Below are 19,158 nucleotides of genomic sequence, written 5' to 3' on the forward strand. Positions count from 1 at the left end.
CTGAAAAATGCTTTTCAGGCTGCCTTTTGCATTAACTATTTTCACGCAATTTTTGATTCAGAAATTCGGCAACTTCGTCCATATAGCCTTCTACTTCAAACAAACGTTCGCCATCGCCTGCTGTATAAACAATCATACTAGTGGGTGGTTCTTCGTTATGTGGCTCTACGCGGCGGATACAATCGGTATTCAAGTAAATGCGGTGATTGTGTACATTGACCAACTCAATCAAAACAGCCATTTTTTATCCTTCTTGTTATACTTACCAAAGAATGTGTCATCATATTGTTTTTATTTGAAATACACAAGTAAAATGCAGCCTGAAAAGTGCTGTATCTTGAAAAATAGGAAAAAATATACCGAATAACATCCTGAATTTTCAGGCTGCCATTTGAGCAGTTAGAACAAGAAATGTTGTGTAACCGTAAACCTTTAAATTATAAAATTCTCAAAAGTCGCAAATAAAATGCGTAAGGCAGCCTGAAAACATTTTTCAGGCTGCCTTACTATCTAAAAACATTTATAATACGCCCCATTAGCCATTTTTCAGGCAGCCTGAAACGCCAAATCGTTTTCAGGCTGCCTGAACCTTATTTTGAATTTTGAGAGAAAAATCATGTCCCAAGAATTACGAGAATTTGTCAATAAACGCCGCACTTTCGCCATCATTTCCCACCCTGACGCAGGTAAAACCACGCTGACGGAAAAACTGTTGCTGTTTTCAGGTGCAATCCAAAGCGCAGGCACGGTAAAAGGCAAAAAAACAGGCAAATTCGCCACGTCCGACTGGATGGAAATTGAGCAGCAACGCGGCATTTCGGTCGCGTCCAGCGTCATGCAATTTGAATACAAAGACCACACCGTCAATCTGCTGGACACCCCTGGACACCAAGACTTTTCCGAAGACACCTACCGCGTTTTGACGGCTGTGGACAGCGCGTTAATGGTCATTGACGCGGCAAAAGGTGTGGAAGCGCAAACGATTAAATTGCTCAACGTCTGCCGTATGCGTAACACGCCCATCGTTACGTTTATGAACAAATACGACCGCGAAGTGCGCGACAGCTTGGAATTGCTGGACGAAGTGGAAAACATTTTGAAAATCCGTTGTGCGCCAGTTACTTGGCCGATTGGCATGGGCAAAAATTTCAAAGGCGTTTACCACATTTTGAACGATGAAATTTACCTGTTTGAAGCAGGTGGCGAGAAATTGCCGCACGAATTTGACATCATCAAAGGCATTGATAATCCTGAATTGGCAAAACGCTTTCCATTGGAAATTCAACAACTTCGTGATGAAATTGAGTTGGTGCAAGCCGCGTCCAATGAATTTGATTTGGAAGAATTTCTTTCAGGCAGCCTGACCCCTGTGTTTTTCGGTTCAGCGATTAACAATTTTGGCGTGCAAGAAATTTTGAATTCGCTGATTGACTGGGCGCCCGCACCGAAACCGCGTCATGCTACCGTGCGCGATGTGCAACCCGAAGAACCGAAATTTTCAGGTTTTATCTTTAAAATTCAAGCGAATATGGACCCCAAACACCGCGACCGCATTGCCTTTTTGCGCGTGTGTTCGGGCAAATTTGAACGCGGTATGAAAATCAAGCACTTACGCATTAACCGCGAGATTTCAGCCAGCAGCGTGGTTACCTTCATGTCGCACGAGCGCGAGTTGGCGGAAGAAGCCTACGCGGGCGACATCATCGGCATTCCCAATCACGGCAACATTCAGATTGGCGACAGTTTTTCCGAAGGCGAGCAGTTGGCGTTTACGGGCATTCCGTTTTTTGCGCCTGAATTGTTCCGCAGCGTTCGCATTAAAAATCCGCTTAAAATGAAACAGTTGCAAAAAGGCTTGCAACAGTTGGGCGAAGAAGGTGCGGTGCAGGTGTTCAAACCGCATTCGGGCGCGGATTTGATTTTGGGCGCGGTGGGCGTGTTGCAATTTGAAGTGGTTACATCGCGTTTGGCAGCGGAATATGGCGTGGAAGCGGTGTTTGACAATGTGTCGGTGTGGTCGGCGCGTTGGGTTTCCTGCGATGACCGCAAGAAATTGGCGGAATTTGAAAAGGCAAATGCGGCAAATTTGGCGATTGATGCGGGTGGTAATTTGGCGTATCTCGCGCCCAATCGCGTGAATTTGAATTTGACCCAAGAGCGTTGGAAAGACATTGTGTTCCATGAAACGCGCGAGCATTCGGTTAATTTGAATGATTGATTTTTCAGGCAGCCTGAAAGGTTTGAAATTTTCAGGCTGCCTGAATATTTTATTTTTGCTTAAACTGATTTTCAAAAGCTGTCAAAACTTTCAATGTCTTACTGCTATCGTAAATCGCAAACACAATTTCATCAAACGCATTCGCAAATTTGTCTTGTTTCAAACAATCATCAAATACTTTTGCCACTTGCACAGGGTCATTGCGAAACACGCCACAACCCCACGCGCCCAACACCAAAATTTTATGCCCTTGCTGTTTGGCAATGCTCAAAACATAATTTGTTCGGCGAATGAGTGTTTCTGTAATCGCGTTTTCATCATTCGGGCAACGTTGTAAATGCACGCCCGCATTCGGCGCAGGCGCGGTAATCACGGAACACAAAAACACATCGTCCAACAAATTTTCCTTATTTATCCGAAAAAACGGCACATTGGGCGAATAAATCATGTGGTCGGTGTAGAGCATGGATTTGTTTTTGCGGTTGATTTCGTAATATTCAGGCTGCCTTAATTGGCATAAATACAAACCCGATGAACGGCATAAATCTTCTTCTTGGGCTTTCGCGCCACTCAAAAAACCACCACCTGCATTTTTCGCAGACGCAAAATTGAGCAAACACACATGGGCTTTTTGTTCTTCCACAACCAAACGATAGGCGGCTTGTTGCGTACTTTCACGCGTTACGCTGATGTTGATTTTGCTTGTGCCGATTTCGCGGTCATGGGCGTACAAATCGGCTAATTCTTGGGGGCGATATAATTGGGTTTGGTTTTCGGCAAGACGTTGTTTGTCGCTAAAATCAATTTGCTTGTGGGGATTGGGTAAAATGCCTGTTTGACTGATGGCTAATGCTTGTTCGGCAATTTGTTTGGTACTTAATTTTTGGATTTCGTTCATTTTTATTTTCTATATTTTAAATTATTTCAATCATTTAATTTTCATTTAACACAATAATTTGTCGGGACATAGGCTGGCGGTAAGTGTCGCCCCGAGCAACACGCACCCCAGCTTTTCAACGCGCTGGCGGTGCTGGGGTGCATTCCGCTACGCTTCATTTACCGCCAGCCTACGCAAATCGTGTATTTTCAGGCAGCCTGAAAAGTTTGTAGGGTGCACCCTACGCGATTAACTTAAAATTTCAATCCATTCTGGTGGCAATCTGCAATTTGCAGGTGCATTCGCAAACATGGGCGCGATTTGTTCATGCTTGTATCCTGCTAAACCTGTTCCGATTGCGGTTACAAAAAATTTTAATTCGTGATGTTGATTGGCAAATTGAATAAAATCATTGACATATTGTTCAATTTTGCTTAACGGCAAAGTCTGTAAACGCCCATTTTTCGTGGGAATGGCATAGGATTGTCCTTCCAATCCCACGCCTTGTCCTTGTTTTGCGCCAAAATGCAATTTTGCGGTTAAGGCTGCGCCTTTGCCATGTCTGCCAGTTGTATTTGAACCAAATACGAAAATTTCGCCAGCTTGTATTTGATGTGTCATATTATTTTCCTTTTACAAAACAATATTCAGGCTGCCTGAACCATTCTGCACCGCCAACAATCGCGTTTCGCCAAACTCAAAATCGCGCAACACAAACGCCATAAAATCCGCGCCAGCCGTGTGCGCCAACACGCAGCGAAGTTGCGTTTCGGTCAATTCAAGCGGCAACATGGTTGCACCATCGCTCAACGCCCACGTTTCGCCATCGCGCCATAAATTGACTTGCGCCAACGCCATCGGCTGAACCGTCAAAAAGGGATTGTCGGCAAAGGCTTCATGCGCCTGTTCCCAAGCCTGCGCGATGTTCAGGCTACCTAAAATCCCAATTTACCCCATCACATCTTGCCAACTCAACCCAAATTTCGCCAAATATTTCCGCAATCTATCGCTGTCATTGGGGTGGTCTTTTGCCAAACGCGATACATTAAACAAGGCTCGCCCCGCCGAAGCCAAATTTTTATGCTGACGACACACCGAAATCACATTTTCCAATTGCATTTTGTCAAATTCATCTAATTTGTCTAAATCCAATTTTTCAGGCAGCCTGAAAGTATTTTTATCTAATAAATCAGTATCTTGCCATAAATATTTCAAACGCTCAATTTCCGCCAAAACCAAATCACGCGAAATCCGACCTTCTGGCGCAAGTGTCGCCAAACGCATAATGCTCGCCGCCAAATCCCGAAAATTACCGCGCCAAAGTGCTTGTTCCGAAAGCGCAAAATCCAAATACGCCGCCTGCGCTTCCCGATTAAAGCGCGTGGCTCGCCCCAATTCCTGCGAAGCCAACGCCAATTGGTGCGCCATATTCGGCTCAATGTCCTCGCGCCGTTCCGCCAAACTCGGCAATTCATAATGCCACACATTAATCCGCGCAAACAAATCTTCCCGAAATCGCCCAGCCCGCACTTCATGGCGCAAATCCCGATTCGTACCCGCAATCAATTGAAACGAACTGGACGTTTCGCTGTCGCTGCCCACAGGATAAAACCGTTTTTCTTCAATGGCTTTGAGCAACATCGCCTGTTCGTCCAAACCCAATTCGCCAATCTCGTCCAAAAACAACACGCCTTTGTCGGCGGTTTTCAGCCAGCCATCGCGTTTGTCTGCCGCGCCCGTGAACGCGCCTTTTTTGTGTCCAAACAAAGCCGAAGCCGCACCATCGCCCCGCAAAACCGCACAATTCACGTCCACAAAATGCCCTGAAATCAAATGCCTAGCCTTTTTTAATTCGTAAATTCGCCGCGCCAACATGGATTTGCCCGCGCCAGTCGCGCCACTCAATAAAATCGGCGATGGTGAATTTAATGCGACTTGTTCAATTTCGGCAATCATTTTATTAAAACGTTGATTTTTTGTGGCAATACCGCTTTTTAAATACAAAAGCGCATTGTCGCGCACCGCCGCCAAACGTTGCGCCAACACATCGTAACGCGCCAAATCCAAATCAATGATTTCAATGGAACCCACATCGCCTGTCATCATGCTTTTGTTTTGATTTTTCGGCGGCGAAGTTTGCAATAAAACCGATGGAATTTGGCGACTTTCCACCAATAAAAACAAGCAAATTTGTGCCACATGCGTGCCAGTTGTGATGTGGGTTAAATAATTTTCCTTATCCAAATCAAAATGATATTGTGCAACCCAATCATGCAAAACCGTATAAACTTCACTGAAATCCCAAGGATTGGCTAATTCCAACGGCACAAAATTCACTTCCGTATCAGGCGAAACCTGTTGAATATCTGCCTTGACTTGATTGGCTAAACCCAAGAATTTTTCCTGTATAAACAATTCCATACGATGAATGGTCAAATCATCGCGTTGATTCATGGCGATATTCGGTCGCCATTTGCGCCAACGTCCATCGCCACGACTTTGCACCGCGTCCAATACCGTTCCCAAAAAACTAATGACCACATTCTTCCTATCCATTTAGCTATTTTTCCTATCTTATTTTATATATTTTCTATGATAACGCAAAACCGTTCAGGCCGCCTGAAAATTTTTATTTTATTTAAAATCAATATTTTGAAAACATTTTAGGCAGCCTGAAAAACAATTGGCACGCACTTTGCAATTACTTTATCAACGCAACACACAAATGCCGAAGGAATTACAGCCTACGAAGCTCGTTGTCGCGGGTTCGAGTCCCGTCTCTGCCGCCAACGATGGCAGAGTAGCTCAGAAGGTAGAGCGCGAAACATTTCTTCAATTTAGTTGTGGGTTGCGCCCCAGTTTCGGGGCTAGGCGAATGTCGCAGAAATTACAGTTAATCCAAAGGTTGGCGGTTCAAGTCCGCCCTTTGCCTAGACGATGGCAAAGTAGCTCAATCGGTTAGAGCAAGGGAAATATTTCTGCAATGTGGTCGCCACGCCCCACCTTTTTCGGGCGCATGCTTGTCGGTTTACAGGTAGAGCAGCAACGCGAGTTGTGTGTCTTGGGTTCAAATCCCAATGCCGTTTTGGTATAGCTCAGTTTTTCAACCGATAAATTTGGTCGCCCAATTTTTTCAGGCAGCCTGCCGATGATTTTCAGGCAAATATTGACAGGTTTTTGATTAACAAGGATAATTCAGTTTCTGGCGAATGCGTGTAAGATTACATTTTGATTGGAGAAATTATCTTGCACATTTTAGTCGCCACCCCTTTTACGGGCGAATGCCAACAGGATTACATCTCAAATCGTCATCTTGTTGAGAACCTAGTCGCCCACCCATTTTTAAGGCTGCCTGAAAACCTTTGTTTCAGGCAGCCTTTTTATTGCATAAAGGAAAAACATTATGGCAAACAAAAACATATTCAACACCTTGTTTCATAAAAATAAAAACAACGAAAACGCCACCAACACCCACAACCAAGCAGGCGGCATCGCCTACGCATTCTCGCCCGAACACGCGCTGGCGCAATTCGCCACAACTGGCTGTTTTAACAACACTTATTACGCCAACGCCGCCGAACAATTAGACCAAGTCCGCCAATTATGCGAACAAGTTTCCCCCAAATTCATCGCCCAAACCGCCATTTATGCCCGCGAAAAAGGCGCGATGAAAGACATGCCCGCGTTTTTATTGGCGATTTTGGCGCAAAAAGATGTGGCATTGTGCGCCCAAATTTTTGAGCGCGTGATTGACAACGGCAAAATGTTGCGTAACTTCGTGCAAATGTTGCGAAGTGGCGCGACTGGACGCCAATCGCTGGGAACGCGCCCGAAAAAATTGGTACAAAATTGGTTGCTCAATGCCAATGAAAAACAACTGCTTAACGCGGCAATCGGCAACGCGCCATCGTTGGCGGACGTGGTCAAAATGGTACACCCCAAACCGCGTGAAGCGTGGCAAGCGGCATGGTTTGCGTGGTTGATTGGGCGCGAATACCGTTTTGATGATTTGCCACCGATTACGCAATCTTTTGAATTGTATAAACAAAATCGCACAGGTAAATTGCCCGATGTGCCGTTTCAAATGCTCACGTCTTTGGATTTGGACACGGGAGCGTGGACGCAAATCGCGCTGAACGGTTCGTGGCAACAAGTTCGCCAAAGTTTGAATACATTTCAAAGACATGGCGTGTTTGCCAAAAGCAAAAACATTCGCGCCATCGCAGAAAAAATTTCGGATAAACAAGCGGTTGCCAAATCACGTGTTTTGCCGTATCAGCTTTTGACAGCGTTTCAGGCTGCCTATAATTTGCCAAATAGCATCAGCAATGCTTTGCAAGACGCAATGGAATATGCGGTAGAAAATGTACCTGTTTTTAAAGGAAATATTGTGGTCTGCCCCGATGTATCGGGTTCCATGCAAAGCCCTGCGACTGGCTATCGTGGCAGCGCGACCAGCAAAACACGCTGCATAGACGTGGCGGCTTTGGTGTCGGCAGCCGTGTTGCGCCAAAATCCGAAAGCGCGCATTTTACCCTTTGAAAACATCGTGGTAGGCGTGAAAATCAATCCGCGCGACAGCATCATGACCAACGCGGAAAAATTGGCAAGAATCGGTGGTGGTGGCACGACTTGCAGCGCACCGCTCGCCAAATTGAACGCGGAAAAAGCCCATGTGGATTTGTTGATTATGGTGTCCGACAACGAAAGTTGGGCTGACCGCGAACAGCGTTTTGGTAGCAAAACTTCCCTGCAAAAAGAATGGGATAAGTTGAAACAGCGTTGCCCGAATGCCAAATTGGTTTGTTTGGACATTCAGCCCAACGCGACCACGCAAGCGCAAAATCGGGACGATATTTTGAATATTGGCGGGTTTAGCGACCATGTTTTTGGCGTGATTGGGGCGTTTGCGGAACAGGGTTTGCATGGCGATGCGTGGGTGAAGCAAATTCAAGCGATTGAGTTGTAAATTATTTTGTGAAAAATATTTTTCAGACGGCATTTAATTACACGGCAATCCGTCGGTCGGGCATTGACGTCCGACATGATTCTTGGCGCATTGTGTCGGGCATAAATGCCCGACCTACAAGAATAATTTTTTAATATATTTTTAGGCTGCCTGAAATTAAATTATCAATTTAATTTAGTGGGAAATGTTTTTCAGACGGCATCTAAATTACACGGCAACCCGTAGGTCGGGCATTTATGCCCGACGCAACGCTTATAAATCATGTCGGGCATAAATGCCCGACCTACGAGAATAATTTTTTAATATATATTTTCAGGCAGCCTGAAACCAAAAAAGAAAGACAAAATCATGCAAAAATTCATACTTTTACGCGGACATCAAGGTTCAGGCAAATCCACATTTGCCGCCGAAAAAATCGCGCAATTTCAACGTGATTATCCGCAAGCCATTATCCATCATATTGAAAACGATAAGGAATTGACCGATGAACATGGCGTTTATCGTTGGTCGCCCGAAGCCGTTGAAAAAGCAATCCAAAAAGGCACGGCGACTTTCAAAAACGCGCTGAAATTCGGGCAGCAACATCGCCACACCGACATTTTAATCATCAATTCCAACACCAATCAAAAGGCGAATGCCTGCCGTGCGCTGCTGGATTTGGCACGGAAAAACCATTTTGAAACAGAAGTTTATCGTTTGCACAATTTTTATCCGAATGCCCACAATGTGCCTGAAAGCGAAGTTTTGGCGGCATATCAGCGTTTGAATGAAAATCGTGTGAAAGGCGAAATTCATGTGCCAGCCGCGCGCCCGATTTCTGCCACGCAACAGGCGATTTTGGACGAAATGGCGACTTTCCGCAGCCAGCCTTTGGATTTTGATGCGGAACAGCAAACCTTTGTTACGCAAAGATATTTGCAACACGGGCAACGCAATTTCACGGCAAAAAATTCACGCTTGTTCCCCGAATTGCGCGTGTTGAAATACCGCCGCCAAGTGTTTTACGAAAACCGTTTTGATGATGCTTTGCTGGAAATGCGCGGCTTAATTATTGATAAATTTGGCAAAATCATTGTGCGCCCGTTTAAAAAAGTGTTCAATTATTCAGAACGTGTGGCGCGGAACAGCAAATATCCCATTGAAATTGCGGATAATCATCGCGTGAATGCGGTGGTGAAAGTGAACGGCTTTTTGGGCTGCTGCACCCATGTTCGGCTGCCTGAAAACCACCCCAGTTTTGGCGCGGCTTTTGACGGGCAAACGCTGTTTTCCACAACGGGTTCGCTGGACAGCGATTTTGCCAAAATGGTGCGAAACCATTGTTCTCAATATGAAAATATGTTTGCAGCTTACCCCAATCACACATTTTTGTTTGAAGTTACCGACCCGAGCGATGTGCATATTATCCGCGAACAATTTGGCGAAACGCTGATTGGCGTGATTGAGGTGGCGACTGGGCGACAATGGCGTGAGCGTGAATTGGACGAAGTCGCGGCGCGTTTTGGCGTGGCGCGTCCGCAAATCATTGAAAATATGGCGTTTGGCGAATTGAAATCGCTGCTGAAAACGGTGGAACACGAGGGCTTTATGGTGTTTGACGCGGCAAGGGAGGAAATGTTGTTTAAGCTGAAATCGCCTTATTATTTGGTGTCCAAGTTTTTTGGGCGCAGTTCGGCGGCGAATTTGGGGCGCAAATTGGATAAGCGGCAGTTGGACGAGGAATTTTATCCTTTGGCAGATTATCTGGCTGAAAATAAAGTGGTTTTCAATGAATTGGCGGAATTGGATAAGATTGCGTTTATTCAGGATTTTTTGAGAAATTCGGTTTAAATTTGTGTTTTCAAGCTGCCTGAAAAACTTTAAATGAGAGGAAATATTATGGATAATTTATTAAAAAATGCCATCAATTCTATTGAAATTGGCGTAGAAGATTTTGAATTCAGTAAACAAGATGAGCGAAGAATTATTTCATGCACAAGAAATATTTTTGCAGGTATTTTATTGTTATTTAAATATAAATTGGTTGAATTAAGCCCTGTAAATTCAGATGAAGTTTTAATTAAACAAAGAATTATGCCAATATTGGAAGATGAAAATCTCATTTGGAAAGGAGAGGGCAAAAAAACTGTTGATGTTCAGGGCATTAAAGATAGATTTAAATCTTTAAATATACATATTGACTGGACTACTTTGGATAAAGTCAATGAATATAGAAATAATATTGAGCATTATCACAGTACTCAAAGTATAGAAACTGTGCAAGAAATGATTGCCCGAGTATTTCCAATTATAAATTATTTTATTCATAGCCATCTGAACGAGCAGCCTGAGAATTTATTTCATCATGAAACATGGAGAAAATTATTACTTATTCAAGATGTTTATGAGCAAGAAAAAGAATTTTGTCTTACTCAATTAAAAAAATTAACTTTTTATAATAATAAAATTCTTGAAACTATTTCTAATCATACTTGCTCTGAATGCGGTTATAGTTTAATTATTCCTAGTAATGATGAAGATACCGGTGCTGACTGTATAAATTACATTTGCAAATCTTGTAATAAAGAATGGGATTATAATGATTTGATTGAGGAATGTTTAGATAAAAAGTACAAATCCGAATGGTGGGATTGTATTAAATATGGTGGAGAAGAGCCTGTCGTAGATTGTCCTGAATGTGGTGGTAAATATGACTACATTGAAAAATTTTGTTACCACTGCGATACAAAAATAAAAGATATTTGTCAAAATTGCGGTAATTCTATTAGTGCAAGTGAACTAGAATGTGCACCATTTTGTGGTTCTTGTTTTTATTTAATAGAAAAATTAAGTGATGAATAAAATGGCAAAAATTTTCTTTACATCGGATTGGCATTTTTCACATCAAAACATTGTGAAATTCTGCCCCACTTTTCGCCCAAACGCCCACAATGTGGCGGAATTGGACGAATTTTTGATTGCGCGTTGGAACGAAACCGTGTCGCCCGAAGACGTGGTTTACAATTTGGGCGATTTATCTTTCTCACATGATTTCAAACAGTTGGAGCGCGTATTATCTCGTTTGAACGGCACGCATCATCTGATTTACGGCAACCATGACGGGCAAATCCGTCAGCACATTGACCGTCTGCTCAATCAAACGAAACATGACGGTTTGCCGATGTTGTCGTCCGCGCAGGATTATTTGAAATTAAGGCTGCCTGAAATCAATAATACTTTGATTTTGTTTCATTATCCGATTTTGGAATGGGACGGCTGCCACAAGGGTTGGTATCATTTGCACGGGCATATTCATGACCGCGTGGCGGCGTTGCGTGGGCGCGTGTTGAATGTGGGTTGGGATTTGCACGGTCGCTTTTTGACGGCGCAAGATGTGGATGATTTATTGCGTGATTTGCCGATGACTTCGCATTTTGGCGACAAATCAGGGGATTTTCCTGTGGCAGATGTGGCGGAAAATGCGCGGAAATTGCGTGTGATTTTAAAGAGAAATAATCCTTAAAGGATTGTATGATTTGGAATAACTGATTGAAAATAATAAAATAATGAACAAGCTAACCGAAACCAGTAAATTTTTAAGCTATATTTTGCGCCATCATCCTGAAAGCATTGGTATCATGCTCAATCAAGATGGTTGGGTGGACATTGATATTTTGTTGGCACAAGCGCAACGGCATGGACGACATATTTCGCGTTCTTTGCTAATGGAAGTGGTTGAAACCAATAATAAAAAACGTTTTACCATTTCGGAAGATGGCAAACAAATTCGCGCCGCGCAAGGACATTCCACCAAACAGGTTAATATCCAACATCAAGCCGTTCAGCCACCCGATGTTTTGTATCACGGCACGGCAACACGCTTTTTGCAAAGCATTTGGGCACAAGGCTTGATTTCAGGCAGCCGTCATCATGTGCATTTGTCGGCAGACGTGGCAACCGCCAAAGCGGTGGGAATGCGCCACGGCGTGCCTGTGATTTTGCGCGTGAATGCGGCAGCGATGTGTGAAGCGGGATATGAATTTTATTTGAGTGATAATGGCGTTTGGCTGACAGAAAAAGTGCCGGCTGAATTTTTGCAACACCTAGACAGCAAACAATAATTTTGCATCAAATCATTGAAAATAAAGATTTTCAGGCAGCCTGAAAATTCAAAAACAAAGGAAAATCAAAAATGAAACTCTATCAATTCTATCTCGGCATCCAAATGTCGCACGCCAATTTGGAAATGCACGATGTGCAATTTGTCGTTGCGCCCACAGCCGAAGCCGCCTTCCCCGATTTAAAGCGGATTTGGGCGCATACCGATGCGCGTTTGCATGTTGATGGTTGGCGCGAAATCAACTGGGCGGCTGGCTACGACATTGTTTTGCAAAATCAAGCGAATACCTTGCCCGAAAAATTGTTTTTTGTGAATGTGGGCGCGTATGCCGATGGGCAGTTGGCGGAATTACACGATTTTGATTTGTTTGTCGCGCACAATGAAAAAATGGCGAAAGAACAAGCCCTTGCCAAATTGCTTACCCACGCCAATCAGCAGCACAAAGACAATTTGAAAGATGTGGACAATATTTTGCAGCTCAATCAATTTCATGGTTGGTTTGTGCATTTGCGTGCTAATCCAAATGGGCAAGCCAAAGCGATTGAATTTCAAGGATATTTGCCGATTTAATTGGTTTCAGGCTGCCTAATTATAGTCGCTTAAAATAAAAATAGGACAAGGCGACCACGCTCGCCGTGTACATCTAGTACATAAGGGCGTGGGCAACGCAGTAGTATTTTTAATTTTAAGCGACTATTAAATAAAATTTAATTATAAATAGAGGAGAGTTATTTGATGCTAAAACGAAAATCTTTAAATTGGGTTGATGTAATTGTTTTGACTATTATTTTCTTTGGCATGGCTATTTACAGTTCAACCATACATTTTTTCACTTTGTCTGAAGCCAATCAGGTGGCGCCTCCAGATTTGAACTTTGGGTCAAGCCAAAATTGGTCTGGCATTGCTATGGAATTGGGGGCTTTATGTGTGGCTTGGTTATACTTGCAATACCGTCAGTTTGATTTTAAGATTTTGAATTTCAATGTTAATAAATGGACTCTGCCCAAAATTGTTTTGTATATTTTGTTGGCAGGTTCGGTAGCAACGGCTTATGAAATTATGCAACAAGCTGTATTGCCACATTGGTATCCACCAGCAGATGAAAGTACGCATTATTCCGCGACAGAACACATGAGCCAATGGTCAATATCCTTGTTTCTTTTTGCTTTATTGAATGGTTTTTATGAGGAATTGTTTTTTATTGGTTTGTTGGTATTGATAGAGAAAAAGCATTTTCCTTGGGTAATTTTGTTCAGTTTGATGGTGCGATTTGCGTTTCACACTTATCAGGGGTTAGCGGGAGCAATGGTGATTACTACGTTGGGTATGGTGTTCTTGTTATTGCGCTGGAAATCCGATGAATTGTTACCGTTTATGTTAGCGCATTCATTTTTTGATGTGTTTGGATTAGGTTTGCCTTTGTATTTATTAGAATGATGACGGTAAACTAGAGGTTCATGGCAATTCGTTTTGTGGTTATGTTTGTACTTGATAGCCTCCATTCTGTGTTCGAAATATTCGCCAATGGATTGTGTTGGTTCGCATTTTTGTCTTGAATGAAGAGCGTTACCTGCAAAATCAATATTTTGCTCGACTGCTGTACTGTTATTGACTCTTAAGCTGAAACCTTTGCGAAATCGATTCAGGCAGCCTGAAAATTTGTAGGTAGGATACTTGAATCAGACAGTTTTTAAATAAAAACAAATATTTGTGAAATATAAAAAATGTCGGATGCAAGAATTCGACCTGCAGTTTCGGGTTTTATAGTGGATTCAATTTAAATCAGGACAAGGCGACAGCGACTGCCGTTTACACAGGTTTCAAACTTATGCAAAAAATATACAAGGCAGCCTGAAAGTGGTTTTCAGGCTGCCTTGTATATTTTTGATGGATTCGTACTCAATTATTTACCACAAGGAGCACGATTGAGTGAGCCATAACGTCCCACAATCCCTTGAATGGTGCTGGCATCTTGGTCGCTAACAGACATAAATAATACGTTGATGCGAGAACCTTCGCCATCTGCTACATCAGAACGTGTCGCAGCATGTGGGAAACGACCCAATAAGCCTTTGATGCGATGATAATCATCTTCGGGTAAGCTAACACGCGCGGAACAGTTGCGATAATTGGCTTTGGCTGTTTCGTTGCTGGTTACTGGTGGTTTGGGTTGTTGCGGTTTTACAGGTGGTTGCTGTGGTTTCACAGGCGGTTTATTGGCATTGGCTGCATTGTTTGTTTTATTTACCGCATTACCTGCCGCACTAGCCGAATTAGGTGTTGGTGTTCCACCGATTGGTTGCTGTAATTGCTGATTACCTGTGTTAATCACAATTTGCGGTTGCGCAGGATTTTGTTGTTGTGTTTGTGTATTGTGTTGTTTAGCAGGATTCAGAATTTTATTCCCAACCATGCCTGCAAATACAATAATATTGAGTGCTAACAAAGTAGCAAATAACCATTTCATTTTTGTTCTATCCAGTTAATCAGTCCGAAAATCACAAGATTATCTACAATTTTCACGCAGTTGTCCAAAACAAATGTAGGGGGGAGTGCGCCTAAAATTTTGGCTGCACCACCGCCTGTTAATATAATATCCACCGTTTGTTGATGATTGCGTTCTTTCAATCGCGTATGCATCAAAATGATTGAGCCACATACTGCATCTAACATACCCGTAGCGATGGCATTGGCTGTGGTTGTAGGGAAGGGGTAAAACTGTCCTTCGGGGCGATTCAAATTGGCAGTACGGTGCAATAGCGATTCTCGCATTAAATGAAAACCAGGCATAATACTGCCACCCAAATAATGATTATCAGCCGTTAGTGCATCAATCGTAACTGCTGTACCACAACTGACAATAACACACGCATTTTGTGTGAATCTACGGCTACCCAAAGCGCTGAACCAGCGGTCTGTGCCATGTTCCCTTGGGTTGCGGTAATGATTGGTAACACCTAATGCGTGATACATGGAGGTCAGCCATTCAATCGGGTGGGGCAGATAGCTTTGCACTAAATCTTGCTTCGCAATCCCACAAACCGCAGAACCAATAATACGCACATCGGGACGTCCCCATTCTGCCCAGTCTTGTTGTAAGCGTGATAAATCACGATAGGGTGCGTGCGTAGTGTGTACGATTTCGCCATTTTCTACCCAAGCCCATTTTAAACGACTGTTGCCAGCGTCTAATAATAAATAACGTGGAAGCAGTTTCAGGCTGCCTGAAAGTTGTTCAGGACGGCGTAAACTCACTTCGCCGTTGATAATTTCCTGCTCACCTTGTTCTGTTTGTAAACGCAGCGCACCTGTTTCGCTGATTCCCAGTATGCGTCCATAATGGATAATTTGTTCATCGTGTAACAAATAAATATATTGTTTTTGGTCACGATGTACGGCTTCATAGGCAGTCTGAAACGGTGCAAATCCAGTTTGTTCAAATTGAATCAATAAGGTGTGTATTTCTTGCAACAATTTATCTAATAACAGGCTAGCAGGCGTATTTTTTTGCGTACAGGCAGCCTGAAAAGATGTGGCATTATCTATTTTTTCAGGCTGCATAAAATTGATGCCAATGCCAATAATGGCATGAGTTTGTTCATTTTTGCGAACAGTTTCAATTAAAATACCGCCCAATTTGTCTAAACCAATGACCAAGTCATTTGGCCATTTGATTTGAACGTGGCAATTTAGTGCACTCAATGCACGTTGGCAGGCAAGAGCGACAATGGGTGCTAATGTACCTAATTGTGCTTGTGTTTGTGAAAACGTCCAGCCGATGCTAAACATCAAGCATTCGCCCAAATCGTGTTGCCATTTTCTCCCTTGTCTGCCACGTCCTTGCGTTTGTTGATGCGATAGCACAACATGGCGATGAATAGGGCAGCCTGAACGTGCTTTATCCAACAAAACAGTGTTGGTGGATGTCGTTTCCGATAAAACCTCTACCGTAAAATCAGTATGGGTATACTGGTCTGATAATAATGCAATAGGACGTGTAAGCTGCCAAAAACCATCACGTTGTCGCAATAAAGGGCGCAGAGTAGGGGGTACTTGTTGCCACAAGGAATTGAGTTGTTGTGGCTGGCACATAAGTTGTTGCGCCAGTTCAGTAATGTGGTGTGGCATACCATCTGCTAACGCGACCAGCAATTTGTTTACAAGCATGTTGTGTACAAAAAATAAAACATGAATTTTAACCGATTTTTACTTGTAATAGCGAAAAAATGCAGCCTGAAAATGAGTTTCAGGCTGCCTATTGGGTTTGAAGGGGAATCTAATGCAGCCTGAAAATTTTTAGGCGATAAATGAGGCTGTCAAAATCATTAAGAAGTAGCGAAAGTATTGCATTGGTTAATGTCGCCCGTTTGTAAACCACGCTGCAACCATGCTTTGCGGTTGGCAGATGTGCCATGTGTATGGGTGTGTGGTACAGAATAGCCTTGTGCACGTTCTTGTAATCTATCATCACCAACCGCTTCGGCTGCGTTATAGGCCTCTTCAATATCACCTGCTTCAAATAAACCATCTTTTTGCGCATAGTATCCCCATACGCCAGCATAACAGTCTGCTTGTAATTCCAATTTTACTGATAGTGCATTAGCTTCTCTTTGCCCAACTTGGCGTTGTGCTTGATGTACTTTTTGAATAGTTCCCATCAATGTTTGTACATGGTGTCCTACTTCATGTGCCAAAACATAGGCAAATGCTGCATCACCTTCTGCACCCAGTTGATTTTTCATTGTGTCATAAAATGACAAATCAATGTATAACTTATTATCACCAGGACAATAAAAAGGACCTGCACTGGCTTTCCCAGTACCGCAGGCGGTAGAGGTTGCACCAGAATAGAGCACGAGTGTTGGATTTTTATAAGTCGCACCCATTTTTTGGAAATATGCGCCCCATACTTTTTCAGTTTCTCGTAAAACAACAGAACTGAGTTTCGCCAATTCTTGTTCTTGTGCTGATTGTTTTACAGGCGTACTTTGTTGTGTTTGTGGTGCACCAAGTTGTGGTGTTCCAACTAAACCTGATAAATCCACGCCATAATATGCACCAACCAATAATACAATAATGCCAATTAAGCCAGTTGATTTTCCACCGCGTCCTCCGCCAGAGTTACCACGGCGGTCTTCAATATTATTACTGCCTTCCCTATCTTTCCAGCGCATGATTATTCCTTTCGCATGAAAAAAGCCCAAACGATTATGTTTGGGCTTTTGAGTATATGGTGGTCGGAGGCGGGATCGAACCGCCGACACACGGATTTTCAATCCGTTGCTCTACCAACTGAGCTATCCAACCGATAAGCTATGTATTAAACCATAAATAATAGTAATAGTCAAACTATTTTATGCAGAGCAAGACAAATAGTCTGATTTATTTGCAATTATTATTTGGTAATATCTACAATGCTGCGTGCCGCACGGCGTGCATCCAACAAAATCAAGCCCAATTTTGCGCTTTCTTTTGCGGTTAAGCATAAGACATTTGTACCACCTGCCTGAATCAGTAAGGTGTAACCTAATTTTCCCTTAACAATAACTTGTTCTAACTCGCCACAAGCCAATTCTTGTGTTGTGCGGTTACCCAAAGCCAGTAAGGCAGCAGACATCGCACCAACACGGTCGGCATCAATGTTGGCTGGTAACAAATGTGCAACAGGCAAGCCGTCAGTAGAAATAATGGCAGAAGATGTAATATCAACAGATGAGCTATTCAAATCGCTCAGTACGGAGGTTAAAAGTTGTTCATGCATTTTAGTTATTTCCAATCAAATTCTTAAAAAGCGTTACCCAAGTTGGCTTCCGCATTGGCGGTTTGATACAGCGCACGCACTAATTGTACAAATGACTCTTTATGCAGTTGAGGTGTACCACCAGTTACCAAGATATATTTAGCATCATTAATATAAATTGGGAAGAATGTTAATTCACTTTGACCTGTTGGGTCGCATAGACCCCATGCGTTTTGATAAATATTTAAGTTATTTTTAATCAATAATGCATGGCGTTCAGATAAGCGAATGGCTTCACTTGCTAAAATAGCTACTTCTTCAGCTGCTTCATGGTGAAAACCAGAGTTAGCAAAATAAAAACCATCTTGGTCGATTAATAATGCTTTTTGGCTATCTGACATATGGGGCAGCAGGTTGGATAAGGTGTCATCTTGTAAAGGTTGGACATTAACGGGAGTATCGCCACCATATAAAAACTCTAAACGTTGTAGACGGTATAGTAAATTCAATGCTGAATCTACATCGTCCGTTTCTGCCCATTCTAATAATTTGGCTTGGGTAATAGGTTCATGACCTTCAATTTTTAAGATGTTGGCTAATAATGTACGACTGGCACTCGCACTTTTATTAGCCACAGCATAAAATGCCCCAGCTGGCGTAATATGTGGGTATAAATTTGTTTGTAATGAGAGAGTAGATTCCATGTTATACCTCTAAGCCTGGATCAATTTGGAATAGCATAGCTGTAACCAGCTGTTTTACATCTTCTTCGTTACGTGCATCTATTTCAAATACTGGCACATTCAAGCCGTGTTGTGCTAAATATTTCTGATATACATCAATGCCTGGTACGGCACGAAGATCCATTTTGGTTACGCCAACAACTAATGGTGCTGTTTTTAATAAATCAGCAAATGAATCCAAGAAGAATTTTAAGTCTTTTAATGGATTACCACGAGTATTGTCTAATAATAAAATTAAACCCATACTACCTTGGCTTAAAATGTCCCACATGAAATCAAAACGCTCTTGACCAGGTGTTCCATATAAGTGGATTTTTGTATTTTCATCTAATTGGATTAAGCCATAATCCATTGCAACCGTTGTATAGCCTTTACGAACAGCCGTCATATCAGATGCACTAGCATCGGTTTGTACAGGTGGTTCATCAGACAGGGCTGCAATAGCAGTGGTTTTGCCCACACCAACAGGACCTGTAAAAATAATCTTATTTTCTACCAGCATGGTAAATACC

Annotated in this window: 20 protein-coding genes and 2 tRNA genes; 10 read left to right on the forward strand and 12 right to left on the reverse strand. The window is 42.8% G+C overall.

Going from position 1 to position 19,158, the window contains the following annotated elements; all coding sequences use genetic code 11:
* Positions 1 to 31: 31 nt before the first annotated feature.
* On the reverse strand, positions 32 to 241 hold the full coding sequence (locus MIS45_RS02275; RefSeq protein ID WP_249443045.1) for an ATP-dependent DNA helicase RuvA: 210 nt from the start codon (positions 239 to 241) through the stop codon (positions 32 to 34).
* 375 nt (positions 242 to 616) lie between these two features.
* Between MIS45_RS02275 and MIS45_RS02280 the strand changes: the two genes are divergently transcribed.
* Entirely contained in the window at positions 617 to 2,218 is a 1,602-nt protein-coding gene (locus MIS45_RS02280; protein ID WP_249450869.1) for a peptide chain release factor 3, read from the forward strand.
* A 49-nt stretch (positions 2,219 to 2,267) separates the two neighbouring features.
* Here the strand turns inward: MIS45_RS02280 and MIS45_RS02285 are convergent, their stop codons facing one another.
* Positions 2,268 to 3,116, reverse strand: a complete 849-nt coding sequence (locus MIS45_RS02285) for a TIGR02452 family protein (protein ID WP_249450870.1) — start codon at positions 3,114 to 3,116, stop codon at positions 2,268 to 2,270.
* Between the two features lie 83 nt (positions 3,117 to 3,199).
* Here MIS45_RS02285 and MIS45_RS11310 point away from each other — a divergent pair, with 83 nt between their 5' ends.
* A complete protein-coding gene (locus MIS45_RS11310) occupies positions 3,200 to 3,328 on the forward strand; it encodes a hypothetical protein (protein WP_283397432.1) in 129 nt (42 codons plus the stop codon).
* A gap of 16 nt (positions 3,329 to 3,344) precedes the next feature.
* On the opposite strand, the gene MIS45_RS02290 is transcribed toward MIS45_RS11310, so the two are convergent.
* The 3 genes from MIS45_RS02290 to rtcR all read right to left on the reverse strand — a co-directional run bounded on the left by MIS45_RS02290 (position 3,345) and on the right by rtcR (position 5,651).
* Entirely contained in the window at positions 3,345 to 3,716 is a 372-nt protein-coding gene (locus MIS45_RS02290; protein WP_249444450.1) for an A1S_2505 family phage non-structural protein, read from the reverse strand.
* 12 nt (positions 3,717 to 3,728) lie between these two features.
* Positions 3,729 to 3,953, reverse strand: coding sequence for a hypothetical protein (locus MIS45_RS02295; RefSeq protein WP_249450871.1), 225 nt, complete (start codon positions 3,951 to 3,953; stop codon positions 3,729 to 3,731).
* Positions 3,954 to 4,043: 90 nt separating this feature from the next.
* Positions 4,044 to 5,651, reverse strand: a complete 1,608-nt coding sequence (gene rtcR / locus MIS45_RS02300; protein WP_249450872.1) for an RNA repair transcriptional activator RtcR — start codon at positions 5,649 to 5,651, stop codon at positions 4,044 to 4,046.
* A gap of 238 nt (positions 5,652 to 5,889) precedes the next feature.
* Here rtcR and MIS45_RS02305 point away from each other — a divergent pair.
* From MIS45_RS02305 to MIS45_RS02340, 8 genes are all read left to right on the forward strand, one after another.
* A tRNA-OTHER gene (locus MIS45_RS02305) sits at positions 5,890 to 6,027 on the forward strand.
* 471 nt (positions 6,028 to 6,498) lie between these two features.
* Complete coding sequence (locus tag MIS45_RS02310; protein ID WP_249450873.1) at positions 6,499 to 8,064, forward strand: RNA-binding protein; 1,566 nt, start codon at positions 6,499 to 6,501, stop codon at positions 8,062 to 8,064.
* 348 nt (positions 8,065 to 8,412) lie between these two features.
* Positions 8,413 to 9,894, forward strand: coding sequence for an RNA ligase (locus MIS45_RS02315; protein ID WP_249450874.1), 1,482 nt, complete (start codon positions 8,413 to 8,415; stop codon positions 9,892 to 9,894).
* 48 nt (positions 9,895 to 9,942) lie between these two features.
* Positions 9,943 to 10,905 carry a hypothetical protein gene (locus tag MIS45_RS02320; RefSeq protein ID WP_249450875.1) on the forward strand — a complete coding sequence of 321 codons (963 nt, stop codon included), beginning with the start codon at positions 9,943 to 9,945 and terminating at the stop codon, positions 10,903 to 10,905.
* Between the two features lies 1 nt (position 10,906).
* Positions 10,907 to 11,566, forward strand: coding sequence for a metallophosphoesterase (locus MIS45_RS02325; RefSeq protein ID WP_249451321.1), 660 nt, complete (start codon positions 10,907 to 10,909; stop codon positions 11,564 to 11,566).
* 43 nt (positions 11,567 to 11,609) lie between these two features.
* Positions 11,610 to 12,164, forward strand: coding sequence for an RNA 2'-phosphotransferase (locus tag MIS45_RS02330; RefSeq protein WP_249450876.1), 555 nt, complete (start codon positions 11,610 to 11,612; stop codon positions 12,162 to 12,164).
* A 71-nt stretch (positions 12,165 to 12,235) separates the two neighbouring features.
* A complete protein-coding gene (locus MIS45_RS02335) occupies positions 12,236 to 12,733 on the forward strand; it encodes a DUF1543 domain-containing protein (protein ID WP_249450877.1) in 498 nt (165 codons plus the stop codon).
* 165 nt (positions 12,734 to 12,898) lie between these two features.
* Positions 12,899 to 13,600, forward strand: coding sequence for a CPBP family intramembrane glutamic endopeptidase (locus tag MIS45_RS02340; protein ID WP_249447165.1), 702 nt, complete (start codon positions 12,899 to 12,901; stop codon positions 13,598 to 13,600).
* Positions 13,601 to 14,066: 466 nt separating this feature from the next.
* Here MIS45_RS02340 and MIS45_RS02345 read toward each other — a convergent pair whose 3' ends face one another.
* The 7 genes from MIS45_RS02345 to MIS45_RS02375 all read right to left on the reverse strand — a co-directional run bounded on the left by MIS45_RS02345 (position 14,067) and on the right by MIS45_RS02375 (position 19,145).
* Positions 14,067 to 14,630: a cell division protein gene (locus MIS45_RS02345; RefSeq protein ID WP_249450878.1), complete on the reverse strand. Its 564-nt coding sequence runs from the start codon at positions 14,628 to 14,630 to the stop codon at positions 14,067 to 14,069.
* Positions 14,627 to 16,330 (reverse strand): biotin--[acetyl-CoA-carboxylase] ligase, encoded by a 1,704-nt coding sequence (locus MIS45_RS02350; protein ID WP_249450879.1) that lies wholly within the window; start codon positions 16,328 to 16,330, stop codon positions 14,627 to 14,629. Before MIS45_RS02350 ends, MIS45_RS02345 begins: the two co-directional genes overlap by 4 nt.
* A 158-nt stretch (positions 16,331 to 16,488) precedes the next feature.
* A complete protein-coding gene (gene ypfJ, locus MIS45_RS02355; RefSeq protein WP_249443056.1) occupies positions 16,489 to 17,337 on the reverse strand; it encodes a KPN_02809 family neutral zinc metallopeptidase in 849 nt (282 codons plus the stop codon).
* 57 nt (positions 17,338 to 17,394) lie between these two features.
* Positions 17,395 to 17,470 (reverse strand) — tRNA-Phe (locus tag MIS45_RS02360).
* Between the two features lie 88 nt (positions 17,471 to 17,558).
* Entirely contained in the window at positions 17,559 to 17,924 is a 366-nt protein-coding gene (locus MIS45_RS02365) for a roadblock/LC7 domain-containing protein (RefSeq protein WP_249443057.1), read from the reverse strand.
* A 23-nt stretch (positions 17,925 to 17,947) separates the two neighbouring features.
* Complete coding sequence (locus MIS45_RS02370; RefSeq protein ID WP_249443058.1) at positions 17,948 to 18,607, reverse strand: peptidase M23; 660 nt, start codon at positions 18,605 to 18,607, stop codon at positions 17,948 to 17,950.
* Position 18,608: 1 nt separating this feature from the next.
* Entirely contained in the window at positions 18,609 to 19,145 is a 537-nt protein-coding gene (locus MIS45_RS02375) for a GTP-binding protein (protein WP_249443760.1), read from the reverse strand.
* Between the last annotated feature and the right edge of the window lie 13 nt (positions 19,146 to 19,158).

This window comes from Wielerella bovis, from assembly GCF_022354465.1.
Lineage (GTDB): Bacteria > Pseudomonadota > Gammaproteobacteria > Burkholderiales > Neisseriaceae > Wielerella > Wielerella bovis.